The organism is Paenibacillus favisporus (assembly GCF_040545415.1).
Lineage (GTDB): Bacteria > Bacillota > Bacilli > Paenibacillales > Paenibacillaceae > Paenibacillus_AQ > Paenibacillus_AQ favisporus.
In genome coordinates this window covers 1539085-1565065 of sequence record NZ_JBEPLV010000001.1, presented here as the reverse complement: position 1 = coordinate 1565065, position 25981 = coordinate 1539085, and the positions used below count along the sequence as shown (strand labels likewise).

General features: G+C 48.1%; 19 protein-coding genes and 1 pseudogene. All 20 read right to left on the bottom strand.

Features of this window, described 5'->3' with window-relative positions:
- Positions 1 to 11: 11 nt before the first annotated feature.
- Positions 12 to 498: pseudogene (locus ABID47_RS07310) on the bottom strand (NAD(P)H-dependent oxidoreductase).
- Between the two features lie 64 nt (positions 499 to 562).
- A complete protein-coding gene (locus ABID47_RS07305) occupies positions 563 to 916 on the bottom strand; it encodes a MarR family winged helix-turn-helix transcriptional regulator (RefSeq protein WP_354495495.1) in 354 nt (117 codons plus the stop codon).
- 722 nt (positions 917 to 1638) lie between these two features.
- Positions 1639 to 2520 (bottom strand): fumarylacetoacetate hydrolase family protein, encoded by an 882-nt coding sequence (locus ABID47_RS07300; RefSeq protein ID WP_354495494.1) that lies wholly within the window; start codon positions 2518 to 2520, stop codon positions 1639 to 1641.
- 99 nt (positions 2521 to 2619) lie between these two features.
- Entirely contained in the window at positions 2620 to 3486 is an 867-nt protein-coding gene (locus ABID47_RS07295) for a class I SAM-dependent methyltransferase (protein ID WP_354495493.1), read from the bottom strand.
- Positions 3487 to 3787: 301 nt separating this feature from the next.
- The gene (locus ABID47_RS07290) at positions 3788 to 4123 is read right to left on the bottom strand and encodes a hypothetical protein (RefSeq protein WP_354495492.1); all 336 of its coding nucleotides are present in this window, start codon (positions 4121 to 4123) and stop codon (positions 3788 to 3790) included.
- Positions 4105 to 5181, bottom strand: coding sequence for an anti-sigma factor (locus tag ABID47_RS07285; protein ID WP_354495491.1), 1077 nt, complete (start codon positions 5179 to 5181; stop codon positions 4105 to 4107). The genes ABID47_RS07290 and ABID47_RS07285 overlap by 19 nt, the downstream gene beginning before the upstream one ends.
- Positions 5178 to 5666, bottom strand: coding sequence for a sigma-70 family RNA polymerase sigma factor (locus ABID47_RS07280; RefSeq protein ID WP_354495490.1), 489 nt, complete (start codon positions 5664 to 5666; stop codon positions 5178 to 5180). Before ABID47_RS07280 ends, ABID47_RS07285 begins: the two co-directional genes overlap by 4 nt.
- 966 nt (positions 5667 to 6632) lie before the next feature.
- Entirely contained in the window at positions 6633 to 11258 is a 4626-nt protein-coding gene (locus ABID47_RS07275; protein WP_354495489.1) for a family 43 glycosylhydrolase, read from the bottom strand.
- A 260-nt stretch (positions 11259 to 11518) separates the two neighbouring features.
- A complete protein-coding gene (locus ABID47_RS07270) occupies positions 11519 to 12970 on the bottom strand; it encodes a sensor histidine kinase (protein WP_354495488.1) in 1452 nt (483 codons plus the stop codon).
- Positions 12971 to 13368: 398 nt separating this feature from the next.
- A complete protein-coding gene (locus ABID47_RS07265) occupies positions 13369 to 14940 on the bottom strand; it encodes a response regulator (protein WP_354495487.1) in 1572 nt (523 codons plus the stop codon).
- Positions 14918 to 16519 (bottom strand): extracellular solute-binding protein, encoded by a 1602-nt coding sequence (locus tag ABID47_RS07260; RefSeq protein ID WP_354495486.1) that lies wholly within the window; start codon positions 16517 to 16519, stop codon positions 14918 to 14920. The genes ABID47_RS07265 and ABID47_RS07260 overlap by 23 nt, the downstream gene beginning before the upstream one ends.
- An 86-nt stretch (positions 16520 to 16605) precedes the next feature.
- Positions 16606 to 17502: a carbohydrate ABC transporter permease gene (locus ABID47_RS07255; protein WP_354495485.1), complete on the bottom strand. Its 897-nt coding sequence runs from the start codon at positions 17500 to 17502 to the stop codon at positions 16606 to 16608.
- Positions 17496 to 18446 carry an ABC transporter permease gene (locus ABID47_RS07250; protein WP_354495484.1) on the bottom strand — a complete coding sequence of 317 codons (951 nt, stop codon included), beginning with the start codon at positions 18444 to 18446 and terminating at the stop codon, positions 17496 to 17498. The genes ABID47_RS07255 and ABID47_RS07250 overlap by 7 nt, the downstream gene beginning before the upstream one ends.
- Before the next feature lie 405 nt (positions 18447 to 18851).
- Entirely contained in the window at positions 18852 to 20093 is a 1242-nt protein-coding gene (locus tag ABID47_RS07245) for a Gfo/Idh/MocA family protein (protein ID WP_354495483.1), read from the bottom strand.
- 76 nt (positions 20094 to 20169) lie between these two features.
- Positions 20170 to 20991 carry a sugar phosphate isomerase/epimerase family protein gene (locus ABID47_RS07240; RefSeq protein WP_354495482.1) on the bottom strand — a complete coding sequence of 274 codons (822 nt, stop codon included), beginning with the start codon at positions 20989 to 20991 and terminating at the stop codon, positions 20170 to 20172.
- A 38-nt stretch (positions 20992 to 21029) separates the two neighbouring features.
- Positions 21030 to 22199, bottom strand: coding sequence for a dihydrodipicolinate synthase family protein (locus ABID47_RS07235; RefSeq protein ID WP_354495481.1), 1170 nt, complete (start codon positions 22197 to 22199; stop codon positions 21030 to 21032).
- 199 nt (positions 22200 to 22398) lie between these two features.
- Positions 22399 to 23550 carry a Gfo/Idh/MocA family protein gene (locus tag ABID47_RS07230; protein ID WP_354495480.1) on the bottom strand — a complete coding sequence of 384 codons (1152 nt, stop codon included), beginning with the start codon at positions 23548 to 23550 and terminating at the stop codon, positions 22399 to 22401.
- Between the two features lie 258 nt (positions 23551 to 23808).
- Positions 23809 to 24639 carry a helix-turn-helix transcriptional regulator gene (locus ABID47_RS07225; RefSeq protein WP_354495755.1) on the bottom strand — a complete coding sequence of 277 codons (831 nt, stop codon included), beginning with the start codon at positions 24637 to 24639 and terminating at the stop codon, positions 23809 to 23811.
- Between the two features lie 249 nt (positions 24640 to 24888).
- The gene (locus tag ABID47_RS07220; RefSeq protein ID WP_354495479.1) at positions 24889 to 25524 is read right to left on the bottom strand and encodes a TVP38/TMEM64 family protein; all 636 of its coding nucleotides are present in this window, start codon (positions 25522 to 25524) and stop codon (positions 24889 to 24891) included.
- 142 nt (positions 25525 to 25666) lie between these two features.
- Positions 25667 to 25894 (bottom strand): GNAT family N-acetyltransferase, encoded by a 228-nt coding sequence (locus ABID47_RS07215; protein WP_354495753.1) that lies wholly within the window; start codon positions 25892 to 25894, stop codon positions 25667 to 25669.
- Between the last annotated feature and the right edge of the window lie 87 nt (positions 25895 to 25981).

The following is a 25981-nucleotide window of genomic DNA, read 5'->3' as shown; positions in this document are numbered from 1 at the left end:
TTTTATCGTGATCACATTCCTATTAGAGGGAAATCCCCTTCCATCTCCTCCAACTTCCTCCTAAGACGGACCTGCGGATTTAGTTCTGCATTAGTAATATGCTTTACATAGGCTTCAGCACCATGATTGATTTCCTCCGCTTCAGCAATGACAACACTATGTTGAACAAAATGAGGCAGGTAATGCATTCCTGTCTAATTGGCCATTGCCTGAAGCGGTCTGGTTAGTTCGCTAATCGTGTATTGATGTGAAAACTTCATCTATCCACTTTTTCATAAGAGGCGGTGAGCTGTACCATTATAACGGGAACTGAAAGACGATTCTGTCGTGCGAGCGCAGCAGTTCTTGCTAGTGTTTAATGTCTATGTTCTCATTTGGGTACTCCTTATAAAGGTCGTGCACGGTTATTTCTTGTGTCCGCTCGAGTTCCTCTTTCCACCTTCTGTTAATCCGTGAACTTCCTAATTTAGGGTGAGCGATCAAGACAAGTACCTTCATCAAATGGACCTCCTTCTCATAACGTCATATTTTAGTTGTACAACCAAAATAACTCCCAAAAAAATTATTGCTCTAATTTCAAGCTGGTTGCGTAGAGCTGTTCTGTCATAAATTTCGCCTTGTCTTCACCAAGTACCTCGCAGTACCGTTCGTATAGCTTGTTCCAACACTCCATGATCGTTTGATTCATATCTGTTCCCTCAGACGTCAGTTTGACATTAGTTTTCTTACCGTCAATTTGCCTTTCAACCAATGCTTTGTTCTCCAGCTTATCTATTAGTCGGGTCAGTGTCGACGGCGTAATGTGCAGCTGCTCCGCCAAGTCTCTCTGGGAAATGCCGGGATCCTTGTATACCATCATCATGAGAAACGCATAAGTTGGACTGAGACCGGTAGAAACAAATGCCTCTTCAGCCATCCTTGAAATGGCCCTATATAGACGGGTAGCTGTGAAGTACATGCAATCCTTGAAAATCTTATCCTCCAATAACGATCACAATCCTCACATTTTTTAGTTGTACATACAAAATAAAGGATTATTTAGCTCATGTCAACCATAAATTTCCATAACATGTGTTGCTTCACTATCCTGCCCGTTTGTTTAATGCTCTGAAGCCAGTTTAGCTCCAAATCTGGTTGACAACGAATCGACTGCGATGTCGTCTTGCCCAATTATTTAATCGTTCTCATCAAAACAACTTCTTCGTCTTCTGATATAAGCGTATGAATGTCGCCTGGTAGCTCAAATATAAAAGTTCCCGGGACAGCAATCCATTCTCGCCCTTTATATCTCAAATTATCAAACAAGCACATCTGTGATTGATAGTTCTCATCAACCACGGTTAACCATATATGTTCTTGTCTTTTTCGGCAAACGATATATGTTCTTGTCGCCTTACAATAAGGATTTTTATATCATAAATATCATGGTTAAAATGGGTGAAAAACCGAAAATTTCAGCGAATTATTCATGTCAGCGCTTTCCATTAACTTCATCTCAATCGATCTTATTGCAGGTTTCGGGTAAATTCTAACTGGAGTGCTGCTTTCGGGAATGTATTAGGAAGCGCCGCTTACGATGGCAAAAGGGACCCGCTGCTGGCTCAGGCGCTGCGTCGGGTCCCTTTTTCAAGTGCAGGCTTATTCGGATATCATGCGGTTCGTGAGGCTGCCCAGCTTCTCGATATTGATCGTGACGATGTCGCCAGCCTTTAAGTAGACCTGATTCTCTGGCGCTTTGCCGAGCACGACGCCTTCCGGCGTCCCGGTCAAAATAATGTCGCCGGGCACGAGCGTCATATGGTGCGAAATGTAGCTGACGATCTCGTCGCAGCGGAAAATCATGTCCGACGTGTTGGAATGCTGTCGCACTTCGCCGTTTACTATGCATTTGATGTCTAATGCGTTCGGATCGCCGACCTCGTCCGCGGTAACGAGGTACGGCCCGAGCGGCGAAAATTTGTCGCACGACTTCCCGAGCAGCCACTGCTGAGTGCGCATCTGCAGGTCACGCGCGGACAAATCGTTGGCGGCGCAGTAGCCGAATACGTAGTCCAGCGCCTCTTCCTTGGCGACATATTTGGCCGTCTTGCCAATCACGATGACGAGTTCGGCTTCGTAGTCAACTTTCTGCGATGTTCGCGGCAGCGGCACGTCTTCGCCGTCACCAGCCAACGTGTTGCTGAATTTGCTGAACAGAATCGGAGACTCCGGGATTGGCGCGTTTGTCTCCTCGGCGTGTTTGCGGTAATTAAGGCCGACGCAAATGATTTTGTTCGGGTGTGTAACACACGGTCCGAGCTTGAGACCAGATTTTCCGAGCAGGACGTCGCTGCAAGACGCCAGTGTGCGGTTAACTGCTTGCTGCAGCGTCCGTATCGCTTCCTCCCCGCCTTCGATTACTTCGTGCACGGTGCGCGGTCCCGGGCCGTCACCAAGCGCCGCCGCAACGTCAACGATGCCTACCTCGGTAGCGACACCGAGGCGGTATGTATTGCCTTCAAGATAGGTTAGCAGTTTCATAGGTTATGGTCCTCCCTAAGCATTTTTTCCGAAGACGAGGACGCCATCGATGTAGAGTGGCAAGCCCATCATGAACTTCGGTTCTATCGTTTCCGTTAGTTAATTCAATTCACAAATAAAAGCCGCAACTGGTTTTGAAATGATCAATTCTCCCCCACATGATTCAATTTTTTGTCTAGTTAGAGTAAGGAAAGTGTGTGAGATTGCTTCCCGTTGTTCGCGACTTAATGATTTGTCATGAAAAGGACCTTGATAGAGTTGAGTTGCCATATAGTATTTTAACACAGGCTCTGGATCTGTTACCTTGAATCCTGCCTCATAAGTTAATAGTTCTACTCGATTAAAGTGCTCTAACAGTATGGCTTCTCCGTTTTCTAAGGAAAAAGGAACCGGGTCTTCTTTAATTTCAAATGGTATATGTAACTGATGCATTGTTTCCTGATGCAGTGCGAAGAATTCAGGCATCCCTCGGCTGCTATTAGTCGTAGCTAAAAATTGTCCTGTATTTCTTAAAACTCTGCAAATTTCCTTCAATCCTTTCCTCAAATCAGGTAGATGGTAAAGCATGTGATTAGCCATGACGACATCAAACTCATCAGAAAGAAACGGCAATTTCTCAGCGTCAGTAATCATGTGGAGGATAGGTAGCCCTTCCTGTTCTACCTGAATACGTGCTGAATTCATAACTCCTTCTGTTAGGTCACAACAAACCATAAACCCGCCATTATTCTTCAAAATTTTACTGGTGGGGATCGAGAACCTCCCATTCCCTGTTCCAATATCAAGAACGCGTTCACTGCCCAACAAGTTAAGCTTCTCTATTGTCCAAGTTTCAAACTTTTCTTTTGATATTCCGTATTTACCCATGACCTCATACTTAGCACTAAGATTATTACCTGTGTTATAAATTAATTGTATGCTTTCTTTATTTTGTGAATTCTCGTAGTAGTTCCGGACTTGACTCATTTTCTCGCCCTCCTAACCGTACTTTAATTGTTCACAATTTCAATATAAATTAAATTCTCAATAAAAGTTAGGGGGTGAATTTGTCGATATTCCTGTAGTCTAATTAGCACTATCCTGCCCAAATGTCTGAAGCCAGCTATAGATTTGTTACTCCTTTTTTGCGGGCATCAGCTTATCGTACTCGGTTCTTCTTTGGACCCTGCTCTGCCACGTAATATAAAATGCTAAAAACTACAATTTCTTTAAAACAAAAAAGGCCGCTGTTTAGCGGCTTTTAAGCGTCAAAAAGAAGTTTCTTATATCATGGTTTTGTGTTTATGAATAAAGCAGAAATCAAAATAGTATAGCTAAAAAATAAGATAAATGCATTTAAAATTATTCCCCACCACGCATATGACCTTGTTCCCCTTTTCTTAAAAAGACCCAGAACTCCCAAAACCAATCCTATAATCCCAGTTTCCTTTAACGGGAATATATTCATTACTAACAAGTCTTGTTGTATTAAACCAATATTAATGATAGCCAATTCCAAAATTCCTAAGAATGAAGATATCATGCCTAAGATATTAAATATCTGCCACTTCCAAGTCCATTCCTTCTTGTTAGGATCTTTTCCTTTTAAGAATACCAATTCCATAATTTAGAATCCTCCACCTTTATGGTACGAATCATAGGCTTGTCTTCAATTTTTCTTAACTCACTGACTGGGCCGGTAACGACTGCACCATATATTTTAATACCATTCTTCTCTATATAAGTTAATCCATTGGATATAGAAAGGGCTTTTGCCCTAGAAACTTGGGTTGCTAACTTTTCATTTTTGGACAGTGACTTCAATATACTGATAAAAATTTCTTCATTTGATTTCGACCCAATAAATGGTGACCAGGGATCGCTATCTTTCATAAAGGGATAGCCTAATGGCGATGTATATATGCCCTCTGCATTTTCACCAGATTCCCCGGTGTCAACCGCTACCCAAACAACATCAAGGTTCGGAAAGAAATTTTTGATTTCTTCTGGTGTGTAATCTTTATCAAAGGAAATATAAACTTCTGCTACAGTATCAGAGGCCAGGCCATTAAGGACTTCTCGCTCCCTAAAGTCATCAAAAGTCATAGGGGCATCAGGGTGAAGAAATCCAGTGCTTTCAGATGAAACAAAAGCTTCGGGTACCGGTTTATCAAGTAAATTCCTTCGATCGACTGAAGAAACATGATTCCCTAGAAAATGAATATTATATTCGGCAGTTCTAAAGTCTTCTTTCCCTACCCTTTTAAGAGTGTAAAAATATGCATCCATAGAAAAAATCCCAATTTTACTGCTTATACCCTGCCCTTCTATTTTAGTGTTTGGTTCTGTAACATATGCAGCTTTGCTGATGGTGTCTAACATCTGGTTCGCTTTTCCCGAGTAATACATATAGGTGACAATAGTAAGAGCTGGATTTAATAATAATAGAATTGCAAGCACACTTATTATCGTTGTCATTCTCGAGTGGAATTTTGCCTTTTTTATTATTTTCTGTTCTTGGAATCCCTCGAAATTCTGAATTGATCTATAGTCATTAACAAAATCATTAAGGGTATCATAATAATCGTCATGAGTTTTAAATTTAGGTCCTTTTACATTTTGATTTGTATCATCAGATCCCGATTGATCGTCCTTCTTCTTATCGTCATCGTCCTTCATCATTTACTTGACCTCTCTTTTTGAAGTGTTTCTCTTAATTTTCTTCTACCGCGTATTAGATGACTTTTTAGTGTATTTAAATTAAGATTCAGTATATCCGCAGCTTCGATCAGTTTTAGCTGATGAAAATCACAGAGTAAAATAGCTTGGGCCTCATTGTCAGACAGAGTTCGTATTAATCTAAGGAGATTTTGTAAACCATCTTTGTCGATAGTATGTTTTTCTGGTGTCCGGTAATCTAGTTGTTCATTTAGTTTTTCTTTTAAAATTAACCTCTTTCTTTTACGCGTATAGTCAATAAACACTCGGTAACCTACTTTAAATAGCCATGGCTTAATTGCATCAACTTCACTACTTTCTAGGTATAAATAAGCCCGATAGAATGTTTCATGCACCATATCCTCCGCTAAATAATGATCATTTGAAAGGGAAAATAAATATCGGTATAAATCATTTACATACCGTTGATAAAGAAGCTCTAAATCCATTGTGTACTCCTTTCAATGTATCCACGTTTAGCGTATTAATAAAGTTGCATGAAATTATGTATTTTTTTAAAAAATTTAACTGCAAACCCAATGTTTTGTTGGTTATATTCCCGAATCCAATTCGGCTTACTTCTTGAAAACAGGAAACAGTTACCGCCCAACCATAAAAAATCACAATAAACTAAAAAGAACCCAAAATCAGACCTTCTTTAAAAGAAGGAAATGATAATGGATTTTAGTGATTCTCGGTCTGTTCGATTCGGAAGATAAGGTATAAGTAAGATGCTTCCCTTTGTAGTAGAAAGAAGTATGATACGGCTCCTGATAAGGAATTGTTCTCCTTTGCATATATTTGGTTACTCAATGACTAGAGCCCTGCACAATCCCGTATTCCTGCACCAGTTCAATGTTGCCCAGCACATTGAGATGCTAAAGAGAAAGCCCCCCTCTTTCCCCGTCTCCGAAACCATTCACTCGTTTCTAGGGGATGGATTAGTGGTGCATAGGCGGGCAACATCCCGGCAAAAAAGGCGATCATGATCATCACCGCAATCATACGACTTGCATACCTGACCACTTTAGACCACCTCAAGATTCAATTTGTTTACGCTTATATTTTTTTCTTTCCCCTCCTTTCGCAAGAACTTTCATTTGGGTTTCAATAATGCAAGAAAAATATCCTTGCCGGGAGAATACTAAGCGGATCTTGAGCAACATATTCGAGGCGCGATCGCTCAAGATCCGCAGTTCGGATATCGATTCTCGTATTCAAGCTGGAGCACGCATCGATCCGAGACACAGGTTCGAATAGGCCCATCGAATGGGAAAAGATAACCAAGATAGGATGAATCATATCGAAGATTTGACCAATGTACTCACGCGCCGTTTGTTAACAAGCATTCGAGTTTTGTCTCGGTACAACAATCGGAACAACACCTCCGTAAATCGAATTTCTAACAAGATGCATTACTTTAGCCAAGCTATAAAGCGCGCGAGTATGGCGGACACTTCAGCCCGCGAGACAACACTGGCAGGGTCCAGAAGGTTCCCTGGCTTGCCGTTCAGGATTCCCACCTCTGTAGCCCAGCTCATGGCGTCCTTTGCCCAAGCGGAAATCTCGCCGCTGTCCGCAAAGCTCTTGCCGATGCTGTCCACAGCAGGTTGCCCGCCGTACCGGTACAGGAGTGTGATCAGCTGCTCACGGGTAATGGCAGCCTCCGGAACGCTGCCGTCGCTGATCCCCTCAGCCACTGCCCAGTCCTGCGCCTTGCTGTACCAATACAAGCCCCCTTCGGTATCTGCGCCGTCCAGCCGGGCCATCACGGTGAAGAGCATTGCGCGGCTCATGGATGCATTGGGGGCAAAATTCTCTTTATCTGTCCCTAGGAACAATTCACGGCTAGCAGTAAAAGCAATCGACTCCGCAGCCCAATGGTGGTCAGGCACATCCTTAAAGGTGATCTTGTTGTCTACCAGCTTCACCGTTACATCACCCCTGACTAGGATACTCAATCCATTCTCCGTTATTACGGAGGTCCCGATGATTGTTCTGGAGCGGTCACCTCTGACCGTATAGGCTACAGTGGAGGCGGAGGCTTTCTTGACGGGAATTGTAATCCGTGCTTGTGCCACTCCTTCGGGCAGATGAACTTCAGCCGTTACTTCCCCTAGGGAGGTCGTGATTGTCTCAACCTTGACTCCCTGCGGATCGGTGACGACAGAACGGCTGCTTCCGTCCGGCTTGCTCACTGTCTCGCTTTTGCTGCCGTCTTGCTTCGTGACGACTTCAGTCAGAGTGCCACTGCGTTCCTTCGTGATGACTTTACGGTCGCCATTCGGCCAGACGGTGGTCTCCGTAACCGTTCCGGTATTCTGGTCTGTGACGATAGTCGTTGTGCTGCCGTCCCCATTCTTAGTGATCGGGGCAGGCGTAGGTGGGGCAGTCGAACTGGCAGGCTCGTCGCCAGAATTGCTGCCGCCGCTGGTCGTATATACACCGACAGTCACAACGCAAGATGCTGTGTAACTGCCATCTGCAGTAGTCGCCTTAATCACAGTCGTGCCAGAGGCGTGGGCACTCACAAGACCGTGCTCATCCACAGTAGCTACAGCCGGGTTTGACGTGCTCCAAATCACGGTCTTATTAGATGCTTTAGCGGGTTCTACATGTGCGGTGAGCTGGACAGTGGAGCTCCCATAATTGGTATACAATTGCGCAATCGTTTGATCCAGTCTTACACCGGTGACAGGAATCGATTGATTAAAAGCCATAATAGTGAACTCCACATAAGGACTTGCTTTATGTGTGTCCGTTTCGCGGTATCGAACCCAGTACGTTCCGGGCGGCAGATTGGCAAGTGTATCACCTTCTACATTTAGCCAGGTGCCCCCATGATCTGAAGACCATTCCATGGAATCATTCACCCCGGTGATGCGTCCATCATTGGCGCCAGCCGCTGTTTCATCGACTTTCCCAAGGCCCTCTGGCGCAGCCTTTGGTCCTCCTATGACCATAGCTTTGAAATCATCAAAATCGATGGAGGCATTGGCGTATCCGTCAATACCGAACCGTTGTCCGATCAGCTTGTCACCGCCTGTATGGCGGAAATTGTAATCCGTAGCTACCGGAACATCGTCGAGATAAACGGTATAGGTTTTGTTATCCCAGTTGGCCACCATTTTGATTTTGTACCATGTATTGTAGGACACGTTTTGGACTGCTTTCTTGGATCCACCGTTCTGTACAATAAACTTAACGTTATCAAAAGCAGTGACCATCGAATAATTGCCGGTACCGCTGTCGTTTCGCATCATGGCGCCATTCGCGTATTGGAAGCTGCTGTTTAATCTGGCGCGATATTCGATGACGATGCGTTGATCCCCCTCCGCTTTTACCTCCCCTGTATATGGCAGGAACAGGTTTGCCTTGCCCGAGGTAGCGGTCGTGGTCAGTCGAAGAAATTTATTCCCGTCCTCATCCTTTACCGTTGCAGTAGCTCCATTGGTCAGATCTTCGGTGGTGATACCGTAAGGGTATTTGCCTACCGTATCGCCGGAGAAATTCCGGTAAGCGTTATAGACTACGCCATCCTGCACGCTGTTAAGCGAACCTAACAGAGCCTTTTCCGCCTGAGCGAGGTTATCCAGTTCCCGGTCAAACTGCTCTTTACTCAGATCCGGGTTGAAGGACATCTCCTCCGCTTTATCCACCTCGGCCACAAAAGCGTCATACTTGGATTGGCTATAGTTGCCTAACCCAGTGCCCAACGGATAAGAGAAATTCGCCAGTCTATTGCGGAGCTGATTCACAATGTCATCAAGGCCCCATCCTGCAACAACTTCTACGGATACAGTGGAAGGAATATCTCGGCCATCTACCTTCAGAATGACTGGCACCTGAACCGTACCAAGAGAGCTGAAGTCCATTCCCTCCGGCTTCCAGCTGACAACTTCCGCCGTCATCGACTCGCTTTGATAGACAACATCCACAACGCTTGGCGGATCAGGAGTCACCCCGGAAGGAGTCTTTACTTCGGAATCCACCTGAACCGCATCAGAAGCCTCGATTACCGTCAAATGGATTGCCGTTTTGCTGCCGTTGTATTCGGCTGTAATAAGAGCTGTTCCCGGTTTATCTGCGTATACCGATGGGGTGACCGAGACAGTATCAATCCGGGCCACCTCAGGATCGCTGCTGGTATACTGAGCATCAGCTGTCACATTCTTCATTTCATAGTTGTTATAGCGAGCAGTTACTTGCAATGGGAGGCTTCGCTGTCCGCTGGTCAGGACGCTGTCCAATCCGCTCATGACAAGAGACTGCACCGATTTGGGCTCTGCGACTACGGTTACCGCGGCCGTTGTTGTTTTCCCATTATAAGTCGCGGTAATTGTCGTACTGCCCGCCCCGACAGCTTTAATCTGATCCCCTTCATCAATAATGGCTACCTTCGTGTCGGAAGAACTGAAGGTAGCTCCTGTATCGATAGCGGTATAGGTAGCTCCCGTTACCGTATACAGGGGCAAACTGAGGGTTTCGTTCAACCCCAGGGTGAATCCCGGGGATTCAAATAAAATTTCCGATGTATCCAGCTTAGATAGATCCATACTGTCGATTTCGGCCAGATTGTTCCCTTTCGAGAAACGGATGATGTTCTCGCCTTCCTTAAGGAAGACTTTCGCCGTGGAGGCTCCCCAACGATTCGGACCAGAATAGACGATGTTCAATTTGGCACCGGAGCTGCCGTTGACCGACAATATATGGGAGGCATCCGCCGCATTGGGGGAACCGTTGGCACTGCGCACGGACAGGTTATAGAATCCCGCCTCCGGCACATTTACTGTAAACTGTGCATAATCATTGGCGTTCTTGATACCCGCGATTTTCATCCCGCCTGATGCGGTGCTTTCCCGCAGGACAGCCGGAGAAGTTTCTCCATTCGGATCCTTCACCAGCAACGCATTTTCCGCTTCATAGCGCTTCCGCATCGGTTCGCCGGAAGGTATGGCAATCGGTATGTTCGGATCTACCGGCTCTCCCAGATTCGGCGTATTGTCGTCATTCCAAGTGAATTTCTGTGCGTAGACTTTGCGGGTCCAGCCTGACCCCGGCCAGCGGGCAGCGTGGTAAATGATCCAGTCCTCCGCACCATCAGGAGATGAGACGATACTATGGTGGCCAGGTCCGTAAACACCATTGGCGCTAGAAAAGAGCGGATTATCCCGCTTTACCCAGGAGCCAGGGTTCATTAAATCGTCGCTAATCTTGGCCGTGATCAACCCGAGGGAGTAGCTGTCTGTCCAGCTTCCATTGGCTGAATAGATCAGATTGATCGTGTCGCCCTTTACCGTGACCTCGGGGCCTTCATTGATCCTCCCCGGGGAAGTTTCCCAGTCATATTCAGGCGTTGAAATCAGGACCCGTTCCGAACTGATGGTCCGTGGATCGCTCATCTTTGCGATATATAAATTTTGAAAGCTTCCGTCGGTTTCCTCCCAGCCGGACCAAATAAAATAGTGATCCTCATTTACAGTCAACACAGTGCCGTCAATTGCCCAACGGTCGGTGGAATCGGTAATCTTCCCTTTGAACTCCCAGGTTCCCGTCATCGGATTATCACTGGCGTTCTCCAGCACGTACATGCGATGGTTTGCATTGGTTCCGTCGTCAGCTGCGAAGTAGATATACCATTTGAATAGGCCATCGTTATCTCTGAGATAATGCAGTTCAGGCGCCCAAACATTGGAACTGTACATGGTACCTTTAACCGGTGTCCAGGCTAGGCTTCTCTCGCCCGCCTCAATGCCGGTAATCGTCTTCGCTCTGCGGATCATGATGCCGCTGGCATTGACAAAGACATTGTAGTAGTAGCCGTCCGTATGCTTGTAAACCCAAGGGTCGGCCCCTGTCTGCATGATAACATTGTAGAAATCAGACACATCCTTTCCCTCCTGCCGGGATGTCAAATCCGCCCTATCTGGCGTTTGCTCTGCCGCCATAGCCGCTCCGTTCCATTGCGGCAGCATCAGCAGCACGGTGAGACAAAACAGCAAATACCTGAATCTTTTCCTATCCCATAAAACCGCTTTCAACTTCATCCATCCCCCTGTCATTGATTTTTTCAGCCATGTCCTCATTCTACTTTCAGAGAAAATTTAAAAAATGTACTATCTTAAATTGTTTTGGTAACCGTTTTAGAAAAAGTGTCTTGACCCTCGGATTATTCTTAACCCTCTCAACGTCTGATTGTTATCGCCGGAAATTCAAATAAAAAAAGGACACAATCCCCAATTAAGGAATGTATCCTGAAGAATAACATTACATTGTAGTGTGTCCGGCTATCGACATAACCTTACTCTTCCGAAGGTTTGAGGTTGTTTAACAGCTTTGGAATCCTCACGGTCACGGTCGTCCCATGGCCGAACTGGCTTTGTATAGCGATCCCGTAACCCTCTCCAAACAATAGCCGGAGCCTGTTATGGATATTGGAAAGTCCGATGCTTGTAGCAGGTTGGCCATCTGGTGCAGGCTCCGGGGATGCCATGCCCAGCTTAGCCTGAAGGGAAGCCAATTGCTCCGGGTCCATTCCCTTCCCGGTATCCGTGATTTGGAAGCACACGTCTCCGTGCGCATCCATGCTCCCGGTGACTTGAAGCCGGCCCCCTTGATCCATCCGCTCCAGCCCATGATAGACCGCATTCTCCACAATGGGCTGGAGAATCATCTTGGGGGTTTGCATCTCCAGGAGTCCCTCGTCCACATCGATCTCGATGATAAATTTATTTTCATACCGGATGGCGATAATGTTCATATAAGCCTGAATACAGTCCAGCTCTTCCCTTATCCGTACAAGATCATCTTTTCTTATACTGTATCTGAATATTTTGGACATGCAAGATGCAATTTGCGCGATCTCCCTGCTTCCGTATTCCAATCCGATGCTGCTGATGCAATTGAGCGTATTATAGAGAAAATGGGGGTTGATCTGGCTTTGCAGGGCAGCAAACTCCGCCTGTTTCTGACTCAGCTCAGATTCATATAATCTGGCCTGGGTATTGATCATATCTCTTGCCATCTGTTCCCTTTCATTGATTACCCGGTTAATGTCGTCGGCCAGCATGCCTACTTCATTGGTAGACCGGACTTTAATGCGGAAGCCCATGTCCCTGCTCCCCACTCTCTTCATATCCAGAACAAGTCCCATCACCGGACGCATCAGATTGTTCATAAAGAAACTGCCCATGATAAGCATGCTTAGAACCATCCCCATCCCCACGATAATGCTGACTTTCCGTATCGGGTTCATGTCCGCAGTAAGCTCTTGAACTGGAATCATACTCACAACCCGCCACCCGTCTGCCTGCTCCAAACCCTTAACCTGGACAAGAATATCTTCCCCATCGATCGTTGTTTTGACCCCGTTAAGCAGGATGCCCTTATCCATAGACAGAACTTCCCTGAATAACGCACCTCGGGCATTGGAATTGGTGGAAGCAATCACCTCATCCCGGCTATTCAGAATGTACAAGGTGGAGTTGGGTGTTAATTCCGTATTTTCTACAAGCCCCTGCATTTTGTCCATATTGACCAAAACGGTACAGTAACCCGTAATTTGGGAGAAATAGATTCCCCCGATGGCCTCCACAATCGGCGCTATATAAAAGAACTGTTCCGTTCCTGTTCTGTCGTCTTTTAGAATCGAGGTGAACATCCCCTTGTCCCGCAGCGAAGGATCCTCCTTATACTTCTGGATAAAGGTATCGTAACGATTGAGAAAAAAAATATCTCCGCTTGCTGATGCCAAACTGTAAAGCCGTCTTCCCCGAATGTCATTAATTACAATTCCGTCCACATACGAATTAAAGGATCTCATATATTCCATGAGATCCAATGCATTTGGACCGCTGTTAAACGCCCTTTGGTAATCATCATCCACTACAGAAAATTCCTGAACCCGTCTGCTATTGACCGCAATGCTGGTGCTGACCCTGATATCACTAAATGCAGAATCAATTTTGCGGCGTGTTTGTTCTATCATCTGGTTACTGTAATGGGCGGCTCTCTTCTGGGTTAAATTAGAGAAACTATAATAATAATAAAATTCCATGACAGTAAAAATGATGATTGAGAAAAAAAAGATAAGCCATATCTGATGCTTCAATTTCAGTTTACTGATCTTCATGGCCCGCCGCTCCGTTCATATCAACTTTTTCTGAATCTGGTGGGGGTCATCCCGCAATGCTTCTTGAACACTTTATTGAAATAGTAATAATCGACATACCCGGCCTGAATAGCCACTTCTTCAATGGATAGATCCGTTCGCTTCAGGAGCTGACGGGCTTTCTTGATTCTCAGCTCCGACACATATTCTGAGAAGGTTTTGCCCAGATTTTTTCTGAATAATTGACAGCAATACACCTGGTTAATGAAGAATTGGGCTGATAAATCCTTCAAATACAACTTCTGCTCAAAATGATGGTTGATATAATGGATCATCCTGTTGAAGCAGGACTGAATGTCCCCTTCCTGCACAGAGCGGCTGTTTCCTATCCTGATGGAGTCGAGAACCTCATGTAAAAAGCTGCATAGTGACTGAAAGTGTTCAAATCGTTCCTTGATCTCGGAATAATTCAGGAATTCCAGTTCCATATCCTTCAATTCCTCAGAATATGCTTTGATAAGGATCCCGACGGCTTGATTCCACAGGTAGACAACCTCAGACATGCCCAGATGATGATCCCTGAAATATGCCTGCAGCCCTTTAATGTACGCATCCACATCGTCAAATTGATTTCCCTGTAGGATGTGGTGGATTTCATCGATACATGGCTTCACCAGATGAAGCTTCGGCTCGTAGTGAACGACGCCCCCAGCTTCTTCAAGAAAAACCTGGGAAGCGGACAGGTCTGCTTCTTTAATGAGCTTGCTCATGTGCTTTAGTTGATTAGAGATGCTGCTGACGCCCATAACATGGATGCCCGTCTTATTCAGAAACCATTTATCCGAAAGTCCTTCCAGACAAGCCTTATGCTCCGTCATCAGGACAACTAGCATTTTTCGGGCACCGGCTTCAACTTCCACAACATGAACAGGCTTTCCCTCCAAAGAAAGCAGGTTCTTAATATTTTTATTTTCTCCCTCGAAATAGATGGTCAACACCTGATAATAGTACACAGCTGCATCATCGGGAAGTGGTAGGAAGCTCTTGATCTCGTCCTCATTCGCCGAGGTCAGTGCATCCAGAAGGAGTTGGTTGCGTGCTGTGCTTCTTCGGGAGAAGTGCATGGCCAGCTTCGCAATGAAGGGGTCAGCCTTATCGATATCCAAAGGTTTCAGGAAATAATCCAGCGCGCCATAGCGCAGCGCTTCCTGGGCATATTCAAATTCCGCATAACCGCTTACGATGACAAACTCAATGTCCAGCCCTTCTACTTTGGCCCTCTTCATCAGATCCAGTCCGGATATCTCAGGCATACGGATATCCGTAAATACCAAATCGGGTTCATTCGCTTTTATGGCATCCCACGCCGTGTAAGCGCTTTTAAATTGTCCGATAATTTCAAATCCATATTTATCCCAATCGAAGGCGTTGCGGATTCCTTTAATTGCCCACGGCTCATCATCTACAATCATGACCTTGTACATGGGTATCCTCCTGAACATATGGATTCCCCCGAATAATAGCAAAATTATTCGGGAACAGCAACGAAAAAAGGATAAACCACAGACTGGTTTATCCTTATGCCATGGATTACTTGCTCTGTGCTTTGACATCTCTATAATTCTTTATATTCTCATCCTGAACAGCCTGACCGCCGGCGTCCATATATTCTTTCACCAGCTTGTCATACAAGGCGTCGAATTCTGCCGGCTTGGCAACGACCAGCCTGTCACTCATTTGCTTGTTCATGTCACCCAACGTTTTGCCGTACTTGATACTAGATTCGTTTGAGACGCCGTAATAGAAGCCTGTATAACCATCCGTCGTATTGATCTTGTAGGAATCGACAGCCAGTTTTTCATAGTTCTGATCTCCGGCTGCTAAGGCTGCTGCGTACGTTCGGACATTCTTTTCGGTATCGCCCAGCTCTGCACCGTTAACAATTAGAGTATAATCCATATTCAGATTGCTCGTTTGCATATTTTCGCCGGTTTGCGCAATCCCTTGCGGGATGCCGTCTACAAGCTTATGGTTGACGCCTTCTTCGCCAAACTGAAGGAAGAACATCACCTCCGGATCAGCCATCCAGTTCAGATACTTGATGGCCAGCTCCGCATTCTTGCTGCTTTTCGGGATGAAGGAGAAAATCCCGTTTTCATTGTACATCTCTTTCAGATATTTCCCCTCGTCGTTTTTGAAGGTATCTACTGCAACATAGTTGGCATCAGGTGCATTTTGCTTCAGTGGTTCACGAATTTTTTGTGAAAGTGGATAATCCCAGTTGGCAGCGTAGAAGCCTACCTTGCCATTGGTCACATCGGCATCCGCTTGTTTGGTTGTTTTATCCAGCGCAAAGTCGGGGCTGATCAGCTTTTCGTTATACAGTTTGTTCAGCCATTTATAAGCATCCTTAGTGCCGGGCTTCAGCCAATTGGTGGTGGTAACGAATTCCTCCTCCGACATCGGACCCCAGAACGAAGGAATCAGATTGCCAAAGGTGTAGTTCATGCCGGAAGCCGCTGTTGCCCACGGAATGACTCCATCCACATTACCCGGGTTCTTGTCACGGAAAGCAACAAGGGTATTATATAATTCATCCCGATTCGTTGGAACAGGCATTCCCAGCTTATCCAGCCAATCCTTGCGGATAAACATGCCGTTCCAAGCAATCAGAGTCCGCTTGCCTGGGATCGAGATTTGTTTGCCCTCATATTTCCCGTAGGAAAGAACTTTCTCGCCCAGATAAGACTTTAATTGCTGGCCATGCTTCTCCAACAATTCGTCCAGTGTATAAAGGCCACCGCTTTTTGCGAAACGGGTTACGGTATTCCCGTCATAAGTGAAGGAAATATCAGGAGCCTCGTTGGCAGCCATCAACACATTCAGCTTGTCGACTTCTTGGGAACGGGGGACAGGAACAAATTTTACAATGGCGTTATTAGGCTTCCCGAATTTTTCATTGACATATTTGGTCCACGTGTTGTTGTTCAAGTCCGGTTGTCCCTGAATACCTCTGTCAAACACTTCCACTGTCAAGGTTACTGGGGAACCGGAGCCCGTTTCCGATGCGTTGGACCCTTTTGATACCGTCTCCCCATTGTTATTGCCTGCGCCACCACAGCCTGCCACTCCTACGGCTAGAAGCACTGTGCTAAATAGAATTGCTGCTTTCTTCTTTATGCCCTTATACACTTTAACCACCCTTTCGTTCTTGTGATTGATTCTCTTAAATCATCCGCGAGGCCGGGATCCCCCCTTCATCATAATCTGTTTCCCCATCATCCCTTGATAGCCCCAGTCATCACACCATCCACGAAATACTTCTGCAGTTTAGGATAGATCAGCAAAATCGGAATCGTTGTAAACATGACACTGGCCGCTTTCAAAGACTCAGGGACAATATAGGAGCCGACACTTCCTTCTCCTCCTTGTTGGCTATCCAACTGCTGATTGGCCGAAATGATCTGGTATAGCTTCATCTGCATAGGGTACAGCTCTTTTTTCGTAATGTAGAACAGCGCATCCTGGAATCCATTCCATCTGTCCACCGCATAGAAAAGGCTTAATGTGGCGATCGATGGCAACGAAAGGGGGAGCACGATCTTGAGGAGAATGCCCAGATCCGAACACCCGTCAATGGCTGCCGATTCTTCTAGACTCTCCGGAAGATTGCTGAAGAAGGTTTTCAGGATGATCAAATTAAACACGCTCATGGCACCCGGCAAAACCAGGCTCCAAACCGAATTCATCATGCCCAGGTTTTTAACCAGAATATAAGAAGGAATTAAACCGCCGCTGAAATACATGGTGAAGACCAACGCTGTCAAAATAAAGTTTCTTCCCTTCAGCCGCTTCTTCGTTAAGGGGTACGCTGCACATATGGTCAGGAACATGCATACCAAAGTGTAAAATATCGTAAGCACAATACTGTATCCAAGCGTATAAAGCATATCCATATCGCTCAATATGGTTTTGTACGTTTCTGCTGTGAAGTCTACTGGCCACAGTCCTACCTTTTGAGAAATAATTGCTTCGTTGGAACTGAAAGAAAGCGCAATCATATACAGAAACGGTACGATACATGTGAAGGACAATGCCGCGATAAATACAATGATGGCCATATCCGCTACAGTCATTTTTTTCATCTTGCCCCTATTGATCGCCATCCTCACCATATCCCATCCTCGCCTAATTTTTTCGCAACAAAGTTTGCAGATAACAGCAGGATCAGGCCGACCACGGATTGGAACAATCCTACCGCCGTTGCCTGGGAGAAATCACCCGAACTAATACCAACTCTATACACGAAAGTACTGATAACATCAGAGTAATCGCTAACCAGTGAATTCCCCATCACAAAGGGACGATCAAATCCGATAGAAACCATTCTGCCGATTTGGAGAATCAACAAAATATTGATGGTTGACTTAATGCCAGGCAGTGTAATATGCCACATTTTGCGAAGCCTGCTGCAGCCATCAATATCGGAGGCCTCATACAACTCCCTATTGATTCCGGTAATGGCCGCCAAATAAATGATGGTGCCCCATCCGATATTTTGCCATACGCCAACGGCAATATAAGTAATCAGCCAAGGTATTTTCCGCGACAGAAACTCGATTCTTTCCAAACCAAAGCTCGACAGGAAATTGTTGATCATGCCTCCGTTAGAAAACATCAGATAGACCATACCGCCAATAATAACCCAGGACAAAAAGTGGGGCAGATACAACACGGTCTGGGTCATTTTCTTGAATTTTGCTTGTCTTACTTCATTGAGCAAAATCGCCAGGAGAATGGGCGCTGGAAAACCCGCGATCAAGTCCAGAACATTCAGGACCAGCGTATTCTTCAATGCACGGTAGAAGCTGTCCTGCTCAAAAATAAACCGGAACACATCCAGTCCTACCCATTTGCTCCCTCTAATTCCTTCAAAAATGTTGTAATCTTGGAATGCCATCACAAGGCCATAGATGGGTGCATACTTGAAAATCAGGATATACGCCATAGGCAGCAGCAAAAGAAAATATAACAGACCGTCCCTTTTGATGTAGTACAGAAAGTTATTTTTCCTTTTTGTTGCGCCGTACTTTCGGGAGCTGTCTAAAACCGCTTTCATTTTTCCCATCCCTCCGCCTGTAATAAGGAGCTCTCATGTTTATCATTTTACCTTCAGGATGAAATAAAAAAATGTACTCCCTTAAATCAATTTGGTAATAACTTAAAAAGGTAGTTGTATGTAAACTGTAGAGTGAGGAATTAGTCAGGTAAACAAAATAAAGAACCAGAGACCATTAGGTCCTGATTCATTTAAATAGGCATCATGCCTCCAAAAATACATAAGAATAAGTTTTTAATACATGTAACTTGTCGGCTTCCCCTTGCAACAAGAAACCCCAACTTTAACTGTTTTGGAATCCAAAAAACAGTGAAAAGTGGGGTTGCCTCGGGAAACTATTGATTTATGGTTTATCTCTTGATTAAACCTCGACATTGTAAAAAGAAGAGCTCTGAAGGAACGCCTCTAATTGGTCGGTCTACCGTTATTTGTGCGCATAGTGGCAGGCAGCTCGAATCGGCTGTAGCCCTCCATCCGGAACAGCCGGGTCGGCGTCGCCCAAGGAAGCGGATATTCACTGTACAGCTGCCGCTTCGCTGCCGCGTCTCTCATCTTCTCGGACAAGCTGGGCAGCAGGCGCACCGTGGAATCTCCATCCTCCCGCTCGGTCACGAATCGGCCGGGAATGGCACGAACGGCGCGAGCCGACTCATAGGCGCCGTTGGATACCAGCACGAAGCTTCGGCTTGCCTTGAGCGGCGAGAAGAGTGGTTTCCCTGGGGTTTCGATCGCTTCCATCAGGTTCAGATACATGCTGCACATCAAATCGGTCGGACCAAACGCCAAATCCTCTTCGGCGTCCTGTGCGCGAATGGTCAGCTTGTTCTGGTAATTCCAATGAGCTTCCCCTCGCGTTCCGTACACGGCAATCGAAGGCACTTCACTTGATTCGTGACAAAGCATCGCGTAAAAATGAACGCTCACACCGTTAGCCATAACGGCGCGAATACAGGAGACATCGTCCCCCTCGATGTCATTGACGTGGTAAAGCTCGGCCTGCACCGATTCCGGGTACAAGTCTGTGGCGCCTCCTCCGGCCGCCAGCAAGCTATGGTGCAGCAAGTGGGCGAACGGATTGTTGAACGTCCCGTCCAGCACATACTGGCCGTCGCTGACCAGTTTGCCGGCCCAGCGGGTTCGATCGTAGTAAGAGCGAAGCCGTTTCCACATGCCAATACCGACCACCTGCTCCACCTGCCCGAGCACACCGGAGCCGATCCTTTCCAGCAGCGTTCGGAACGCCTGGCCCGACGTATTCTGGAAGTTCACCTGGCACAAGCGCCCGGTCTCCAGCTGCACCGCGATCATCTCGTCCAAGTCCTGAATCGTTACCGCCGGTGGCTTCTCGACCAGCACGTGAAAGCCCATCCGCATCACCTGGATGCACATCGGCTTGTGGGAGGAGATCGGCGTGACGATTACGACGAAATCGATATCCGGATGCAGCGTGAGCATCTGCACGTAGTCTATATAATGGACGGCCCCAAGCGCGGTCAGCTTGCCGTAAGACTCCTGATGAGCGCCGACATTCGGCTCCGCAAAAGCAGCAACCTGCAGGCTACCCTCTTCGACCAGCTTCTGCATGACTTTCACATGTTCAGCGCCGAATCCCCCGATCCCGATCAGCGCGGTGCGACAAATCTTCACATTCCTTCCCTCCAAAGCTATGCCTTGACGAGCCGGGAACGATTCTCCCGGCCCGCCAAAGCTGCAAATTTATAATTCATACATGCTGCAAATAACGTTCCTTGATAAGCGTGAGCGCCTCGTCTCCCGGCATATCCCATACCTGCCGGTTGAAGATTTCCACCTCGATCGCCCCTACGTAACCGGCCGCTTCAACGGCATGACGCATCCGGCGCAACTCGATAAAGCCGTCCCCCATCATTCCTCTGCCCATCAGCAGGTCGGGTACCGGCACGATCCAATCGGAGACGTGAAAGCCGAGTATACGCCCCCTGGCCCGCTCAATTTGCGCGTACAGCTCGGGGTCCCACCAGACGTGGAACGCATCGACGACGACGCCGACGTCTTGCGGGTCGTGCTGCTCCGCGAGCGTGTTGGCTTGCGCCAGCGTATTGATGACGGAGCGTTCAGCGGCGTACATCGGGTGCAAAGGCTCGATGCCGAGCTTGACTCCGTGCGAGCGGGCGAACGGCACAAGTTCCGCGATCGCTTCTTCGACCGTCTTGCGGGCGAAATCGATATCCCGGTCTGGCGCCGGTCCGCAAACGAGCACGAGCACCTCGGTGCCGAGCTCGGCCGCTTCCTCGACAGCGCGGCGATTGTCGTCCATCCGCTCTTTGCGCGCAGGCGCGGTGGCCGCCGGAAAATAACCCCCACGGCACAGGCTGGAGACGCGCAGGCCCGCGTCCCGCACAAGCCGCTTGCTCTCGGCCAGGCCGGTTTCGGCCACTTTATGCCGCCACAGCGCTATCCAAGGCACTTCGGCTCGAACGCATGCTTCCACGGCCTCACGCATATTCAGCCGATCGGTCGTAATCTGGTTCAAGCTGAGTCTGTCTATGGAACGAAGCGGTTCCATACTGATCCCTCCTTGCTTTCAAACATCTCTATAAATGATTACGGCCGAATACCCGCAAGCGCCAAGACAGGCTTCATCCGTTCGGCGGCAAGCTCCGGATCGGCCAATAGCCCGGCCTTGTCGGCAAGCACGAACAGCTGGGCCAAATGGACGATCGAGCGCGATCCCTCCGCTCCCCCGATCATGCGGAAATGCGGTTGGTGGCCGTTCAAGTAGGCCATGAACACAATTCCCGTCTTGTAGGCGTATGTCGGCTTCTGGAAAATATGACGCGACAAGGCAACGGTAGGCTCCATAATCGACTCATAACTGACCAGATCGCCTGCGTCTAGCGCATGAAGCGCCTGGGCGGCGGCCGGCGCGATCGCGTCGAATATGCCGAGCAGCGCATGGCTGTAGCCCTGCTCATCACCCTTGATCAGTTCCGGGTAGTTGAAGTCGTCGCCGGTGTACATCTTGACGCCTTCCGGCAGTAGCCGGCGCATCTTGATTTCTTTGCCGGCATCGAGCAGCGAGATTTTAATCCCGTCGACCTTGTCCGCGTTTGCCCGAATGACGCGCAAACAAACGTCCATCGCCTCGTCCAGATCGTTCTTGCATCCCCAATAGCCGGCCAGAGCGGGATCGAACATGTCGCCAAGCCAATGCAGAATGACCGGCTGTTTCACCTGCCCCAAAATGCGCCCATACACCCTCTCGTAGTCTTCGGGCCCTTTCGCGCAGGCGGCAAGCGCGCGGCTCGCCATCAGAATGACTTGACCGCCCTCGCCTTCGATGAAGCCTACTTGCTCTTCATAGGCGGCTTCCACGTCGGCGATCGTGACCGACGGTCCCGGAAACAGATGGTCGGTTCCCGCGCCGCAGGCGATTTTGCCACCGACCGAGCGCGCTTCCGCGATCGAAGCGCGGATAAGCTCCTTCGAGCGGTTCCAATCGAGGCCCATGCCGCGCTGCGCGGTATCCATCGCTTCCGCCACGGCCAGACCGAGCGACCACAAATGGTGCCGGTAGGCGAGCGTCGAGTTCCAATCAATCTGCGAATGATGCAGCGGATCTGCGTCCGCAAACGGATCGCAGACGACATGGGCGGCCGAGAAGGCGATGCGGCCCGTAAACGGCTTGGCCGGTACGGAGAACGAGCCTGCTTTGCCCGGAGTATATTCATACAACGTTCCCCCTGCACGGGGGAGGAGCAGCGATTTGGCCATCTGTATTCCCCTCCTTAAGAGGTAATTAAAAAATCGGCTTTTGATCACGAAGTATAGCTATGAAGCTTACTCGACGTCGAATCTTGAATTCAGCCGGGCCTTCCGCTACTCACGTAGGCTAACCTACGCTGCGTTGCTCAGTCCCTAGCTTCATCCAACCTTCTCGGTGCTGAAAAGCCGATTTTTTTAGTATTTATTTTTACAGGCTCAGCTTCGGCACGTCGATCCAGCGGCGTTCCTGCCACGACTGCAAGCTTAGATCGGCAAGCTGGGTGCCCTTCGCGCCTTCAAGCAAATCCCACGGAAACGGCGTGCCGATGACGACATGCTTCAAGAAGAGTTCCCATTGCACCTTGAACGCGTTGTCGTACGACGCGTTGTCCGGCACCTCCACCCATTGGTCACGGAACTGGAACGGGTTCGGAATGTCCGGATTCCATACCGGCTTCGGCGTATTGACCCGGTGCTGCGTCTTGCAGCCCCGCAAACCCGCCACGGCGCTGCCTTCGGTGCCGTCGACCGTCACCGTGAGCAGATCGTCGCGGTCTACGCGCACCGCCCAGGACGAGTTGGCCTGCACGATAATGCCGCCTTCCAGCTCAAATATGGCGTATGCCGCATCGTCCGCCGTGCATTCGTACGGAACGCCCTGCTCATCCAGACGTTTCGGAATATGTGTAGCGGCAAGACAGGAGACAGCCTTCACTCCCCCGAACAAATTCTCGAGAACATAGCGCCAGTGTGCAAACATGTCGACGATAATACCGCCGCCGTCTTCCTTGCGGTAGTTCCACGATGGACGCTGACCCTGCTGCCAGTCGCCCTCGAATACCCAATAGCCGAACTCCATTCGCACGGACAGGATACGCCCGAAGAAGCCAGAGTCGTTTAAGCGTTTCAGCTTGAGCAATCCTGGTAAAAACAGCTTGTCTTGTACGACGCCGTTTCTCACCCCGGCCTCAGCGGCGAAACGGGCCAGTTCAAGAGCCCCTTCTAAATCGACTGCCGTCGGCTTCTCGCAATAAATATGCTTTCCCGCGGCGATCGCCTGCTTGACGCTTTCGGCGCGGCGCACCGTCGTCTGGCTGTCGAAATAAATTTCATAATACGGATCGGCGAGGCATGCTTCAAGATCGGTACTCCAACGTTCGACGCCGTGGGCAGCGGCCAACGCCTGCAGCTTGCTCTCCTGCCGGCCGACCAGAATCGGGTCGGGCATGATGACGTCGCCGTCCGGTAGCGCGACGCCCCCTTGCTTGCGAATCGCAAGAATTGAACGGACCAAATGCTGGTTGGTTCCCATCCGTCCGGTAACGCCGTTCATAATAATGCCGATGTTGCGAACTGCCATCGTTCATCGCTCCCTTCGCTTCGTATAACCGTATTGTAGTCGATGCAAAACCGCTTTTCTTACGATTACGGGAACACGATTCTCAATTTTGGAAGCGAATTATCCGAGCGAAAAACAAAATCCCCGCCGACGTTTAGCCGATGAGGGATGAAGGGGAAAATATGTTTCGATCAATTGGACGGACGTCCTTTGATCGTTATCTTGTGCGTTTGATCGAACATTGTGCACTCGCTGTCCATTTGACGGAAGGATCCCTGCCTACTCAGCTTGCTCGGGCGCGTTCATCTCCCGGTAAGCCTTTGGCGACAGCTTGGCGACAGCTTTGAACGACCGGTAAAACGTAGAAACAGAATCGTAGCCGACCTCGAAGCAGATCGAAATAATGTCCTTACCCGTTTCCACCAGCAACTTCTGGGCGACGCGGATGCGTACCTCGGTCAAATATTGCATCGGTGTCATGTTGTACCTTTCCTTGAAAATGTTGTTCACGTGCCGCGTGCTGATGTCCAGCTTGGAGGCGATGTCCCCCGCAGTCAGCGGATCAAAATACTTCGAATCGATGTAGCTGCGAATTTTCTCGGCGCGCAGCTTGTTGGAGCTGGAGCCCGCTCCGGCGGCCTCCGTTCCGGCCGATCGAACCAGCAAGAGCAGCAACTGAGACAGCTGGACCTTAAGCGAAAGCCTGACGAGCGGCGACAGCTCCCGGGACTGCTCGAACAGCATTTTCCTCAGCAGCTGACGCAGTTCGCTCGCAGCAAACAATCCCGGCTTCATCAGGCAGGAGGCCGGAAAGTAGGCGTGGAGCAGCTGCGCCCTCATATCCGGATCGAGCACTGCCTCGTCAAACGCCAACACTAACAAGGTCAGCCTGAAGTCGGACATGACGGAGTGGACGGAATACGGAACGATCAGCGCCGTATCGTCGACCGTCAACTTCCGTACTTCACCCTCTAGCCGGATCGTGCCTTCCCCTTCCAGCACAAATAGCAGCTGGTGCGTCTGGTGATAGTGCTCGGACACGAGATGCCCGCCCCTATGTTTCTGCTCGTATAAGTCTATCGCATTCCTGGACAAGTCGATCCAATTCATTGTCACGGCGAAGCCCCCGTTTTTTTGAGCGTTACATTTAAAGCCATTTTAGCGCGATCTTCGGTTTCGATACAACCTTTTAGAATAAGTGAAGCTGACATGAACATGTATCGTTCAAACAAAAATAGCCGCAGCTACGCGGCTAATAAGCGTGTATGTTCTTGTCGTCTTACATGACCAAATCAATCTGGTAACATACCCCTTCATTGTTCTAATATTTATAATCTAACTCCAAGTTCTCTCCCCGCTTTATTCCATTGTGTTCGATGGCTCGGATGCTACAGCTGCCGAGGACGAAAAATAGGCCTGCAGCCTCCGGTTCAACCATATGGAAGCCGCAATAAACAACGCTACACCGATTAACTTTACGGGCTGCGCAATAAAATCGGACAGATGCATTCCGATATAGGAAACGCAGAATACCATGACACCTTTGCCTAGAGTTACGGCTACCGCAAAGGAAACTGTCGGCATTCGCGTTAATCCCGCGGCCATGTTTATGACTACGAACGGTCCTATCGGGAGCATGCTTAAGAGAAAAACGAAGCTAAACCCGTTCCTCTGCGCCCATACCATGGCCATCCGTACTTTGGGCCTGACCGCCCAGCGTTGAATAAATGGTGTATCCGACGCTTTACGGAAAAGCCAAAACGTAAAAAAACTGCCCGTTACAAGGCCGATCCACGAATATAAAAAACCCAGCCACAATCCATAGATGGCGGCATTGGCGCCGACAATCATGATAGTAGGCAGTGGCGGAACAAAAGACTTTAGAAAAGTTAGCAGCATGCCGGGCAGCGGCCCCAGCGAGCGAAAACGCTCCAAAAGGAGTTCGATGTTTTGCTCCGTAAAATACTCCATTATACTGATCTCAGCGCCTAACATAGAATGTGTTTCCCCCTACAACTCCAAGTGATTTCATTATAACTCTATATTATGCTCTTATTTTCTAAGGTAGCAGAAATTCTGTCCGCATCATTCTACTGTTCAAATCTTAACTGGAGCGAATCACAAATTGGCAGATAGCCTATCTTTTAATAGATGCTATTAATGTGAGATTTGCTAGGTCCGTATATAAGACGCACTTAGTAAACCCTTTATCCAATGCAAGTTGGCTTATTTGCGCCACAATTGAAGTAGCGTAACCCTTCCTGCGCTCATATGGAGGGGTATATACAAATGCCACGCCAATAGCCGTCTGCATTTCCCTTGTATATCCTGCCATAGAAACGGGTATCCCGTTGTCCTCTAAAATATAGAGCTTTTTTGATGCTATTCGGTAGAGGTAAGGGTCTGCATCTGCGGGATGGACATTTCTGTTTTGCCATAACTCCCCGCTGCA

Bases quoted from the DNA above. Each gene is read 5' to 3' on its own strand.
- ABID47_RS07305 (WP_354495495.1), bottom strand. From the start codon at position 916: ATGGCTGAAGAGGCATTTGTTTCTACCGGTCTCAGTCCAACTTATGCG.
- ABID47_RS07300 (WP_354495494.1), bottom strand. From the start codon at position 2,520: ATGAAACTGCTAACCTATCTTGAAGGCAATACATACCGCCTCGGTGTC.
- ABID47_RS07295 (WP_354495493.1), bottom strand. From the start codon at position 3,486: ATGAGTCAAGTCCGGAACTACTACGAGAATTCACAAAATAAAGAAAGC.
- ABID47_RS07290 (WP_354495492.1), bottom strand. From the start codon at position 4,123: ATGGAATTGGTATTCTTAAAAGGAAAAGATCCTAACAAGAAGGAATGG.
- ABID47_RS07285 (WP_354495491.1), bottom strand. From the start codon at position 5,181: ATGATGAAGGACGATGACGATAAGAAGAAGGACGATCAATCGGGATCT.
- ABID47_RS07280 (WP_354495490.1), bottom strand. From the start codon at position 5,666: ATGGATTTAGAGCTTCTTTATCAACGGTATGTAAATGATTTATACCGA.
- ABID47_RS07265 (WP_354495487.1), bottom strand. From the start codon at position 14,940: ATGTCAAAGCACAGAGCAAGTAATCCATGGCATAAGGATAAACCAGTC.
- ABID47_RS07255 (WP_354495485.1), bottom strand. From the start codon at position 17,502: ATGGTGAGGATGGCGATCAATAGGGGCAAGATGAAAAAAATGACTGTA.
- ABID47_RS07250 (WP_354495484.1), bottom strand. From the start codon at position 18,446: ATGAAAGCGGTTTTAGACAGCTCCCGAAAGTACGGCGCAACAAAAAGG.
- ABID47_RS07240 (WP_354495482.1), bottom strand. From the start codon at position 20,991: ATGGAACCGCTTCGTTCCATAGACAGACTCAGCTTGAACCAGATTACG.
- ABID47_RS07235 (WP_354495481.1), bottom strand. From the start codon at position 22,199: ATGGCCAAATCGCTGCTCCTCCCCCGTGCAGGGGGAACGTTGTATGAA.
- ABID47_RS07230 (WP_354495480.1), bottom strand. From the start codon at position 23,550: ATGGCAGTTCGCAACATCGGCATTATTATGAACGGCGTTACCGGACGG.
- ABID47_RS07225 (WP_354495755.1), bottom strand. From the start codon at position 24,639: ATGAATTGGATCGACTTGTCCAGGAATGCGATAGACTTATACGAGCAG.
- ABID47_RS07220 (WP_354495479.1), bottom strand. From the start codon at position 25,524: ATGTTAGGCGCTGAGATCAGTATAATGGAGTATTTTACGGAGCAAAAC.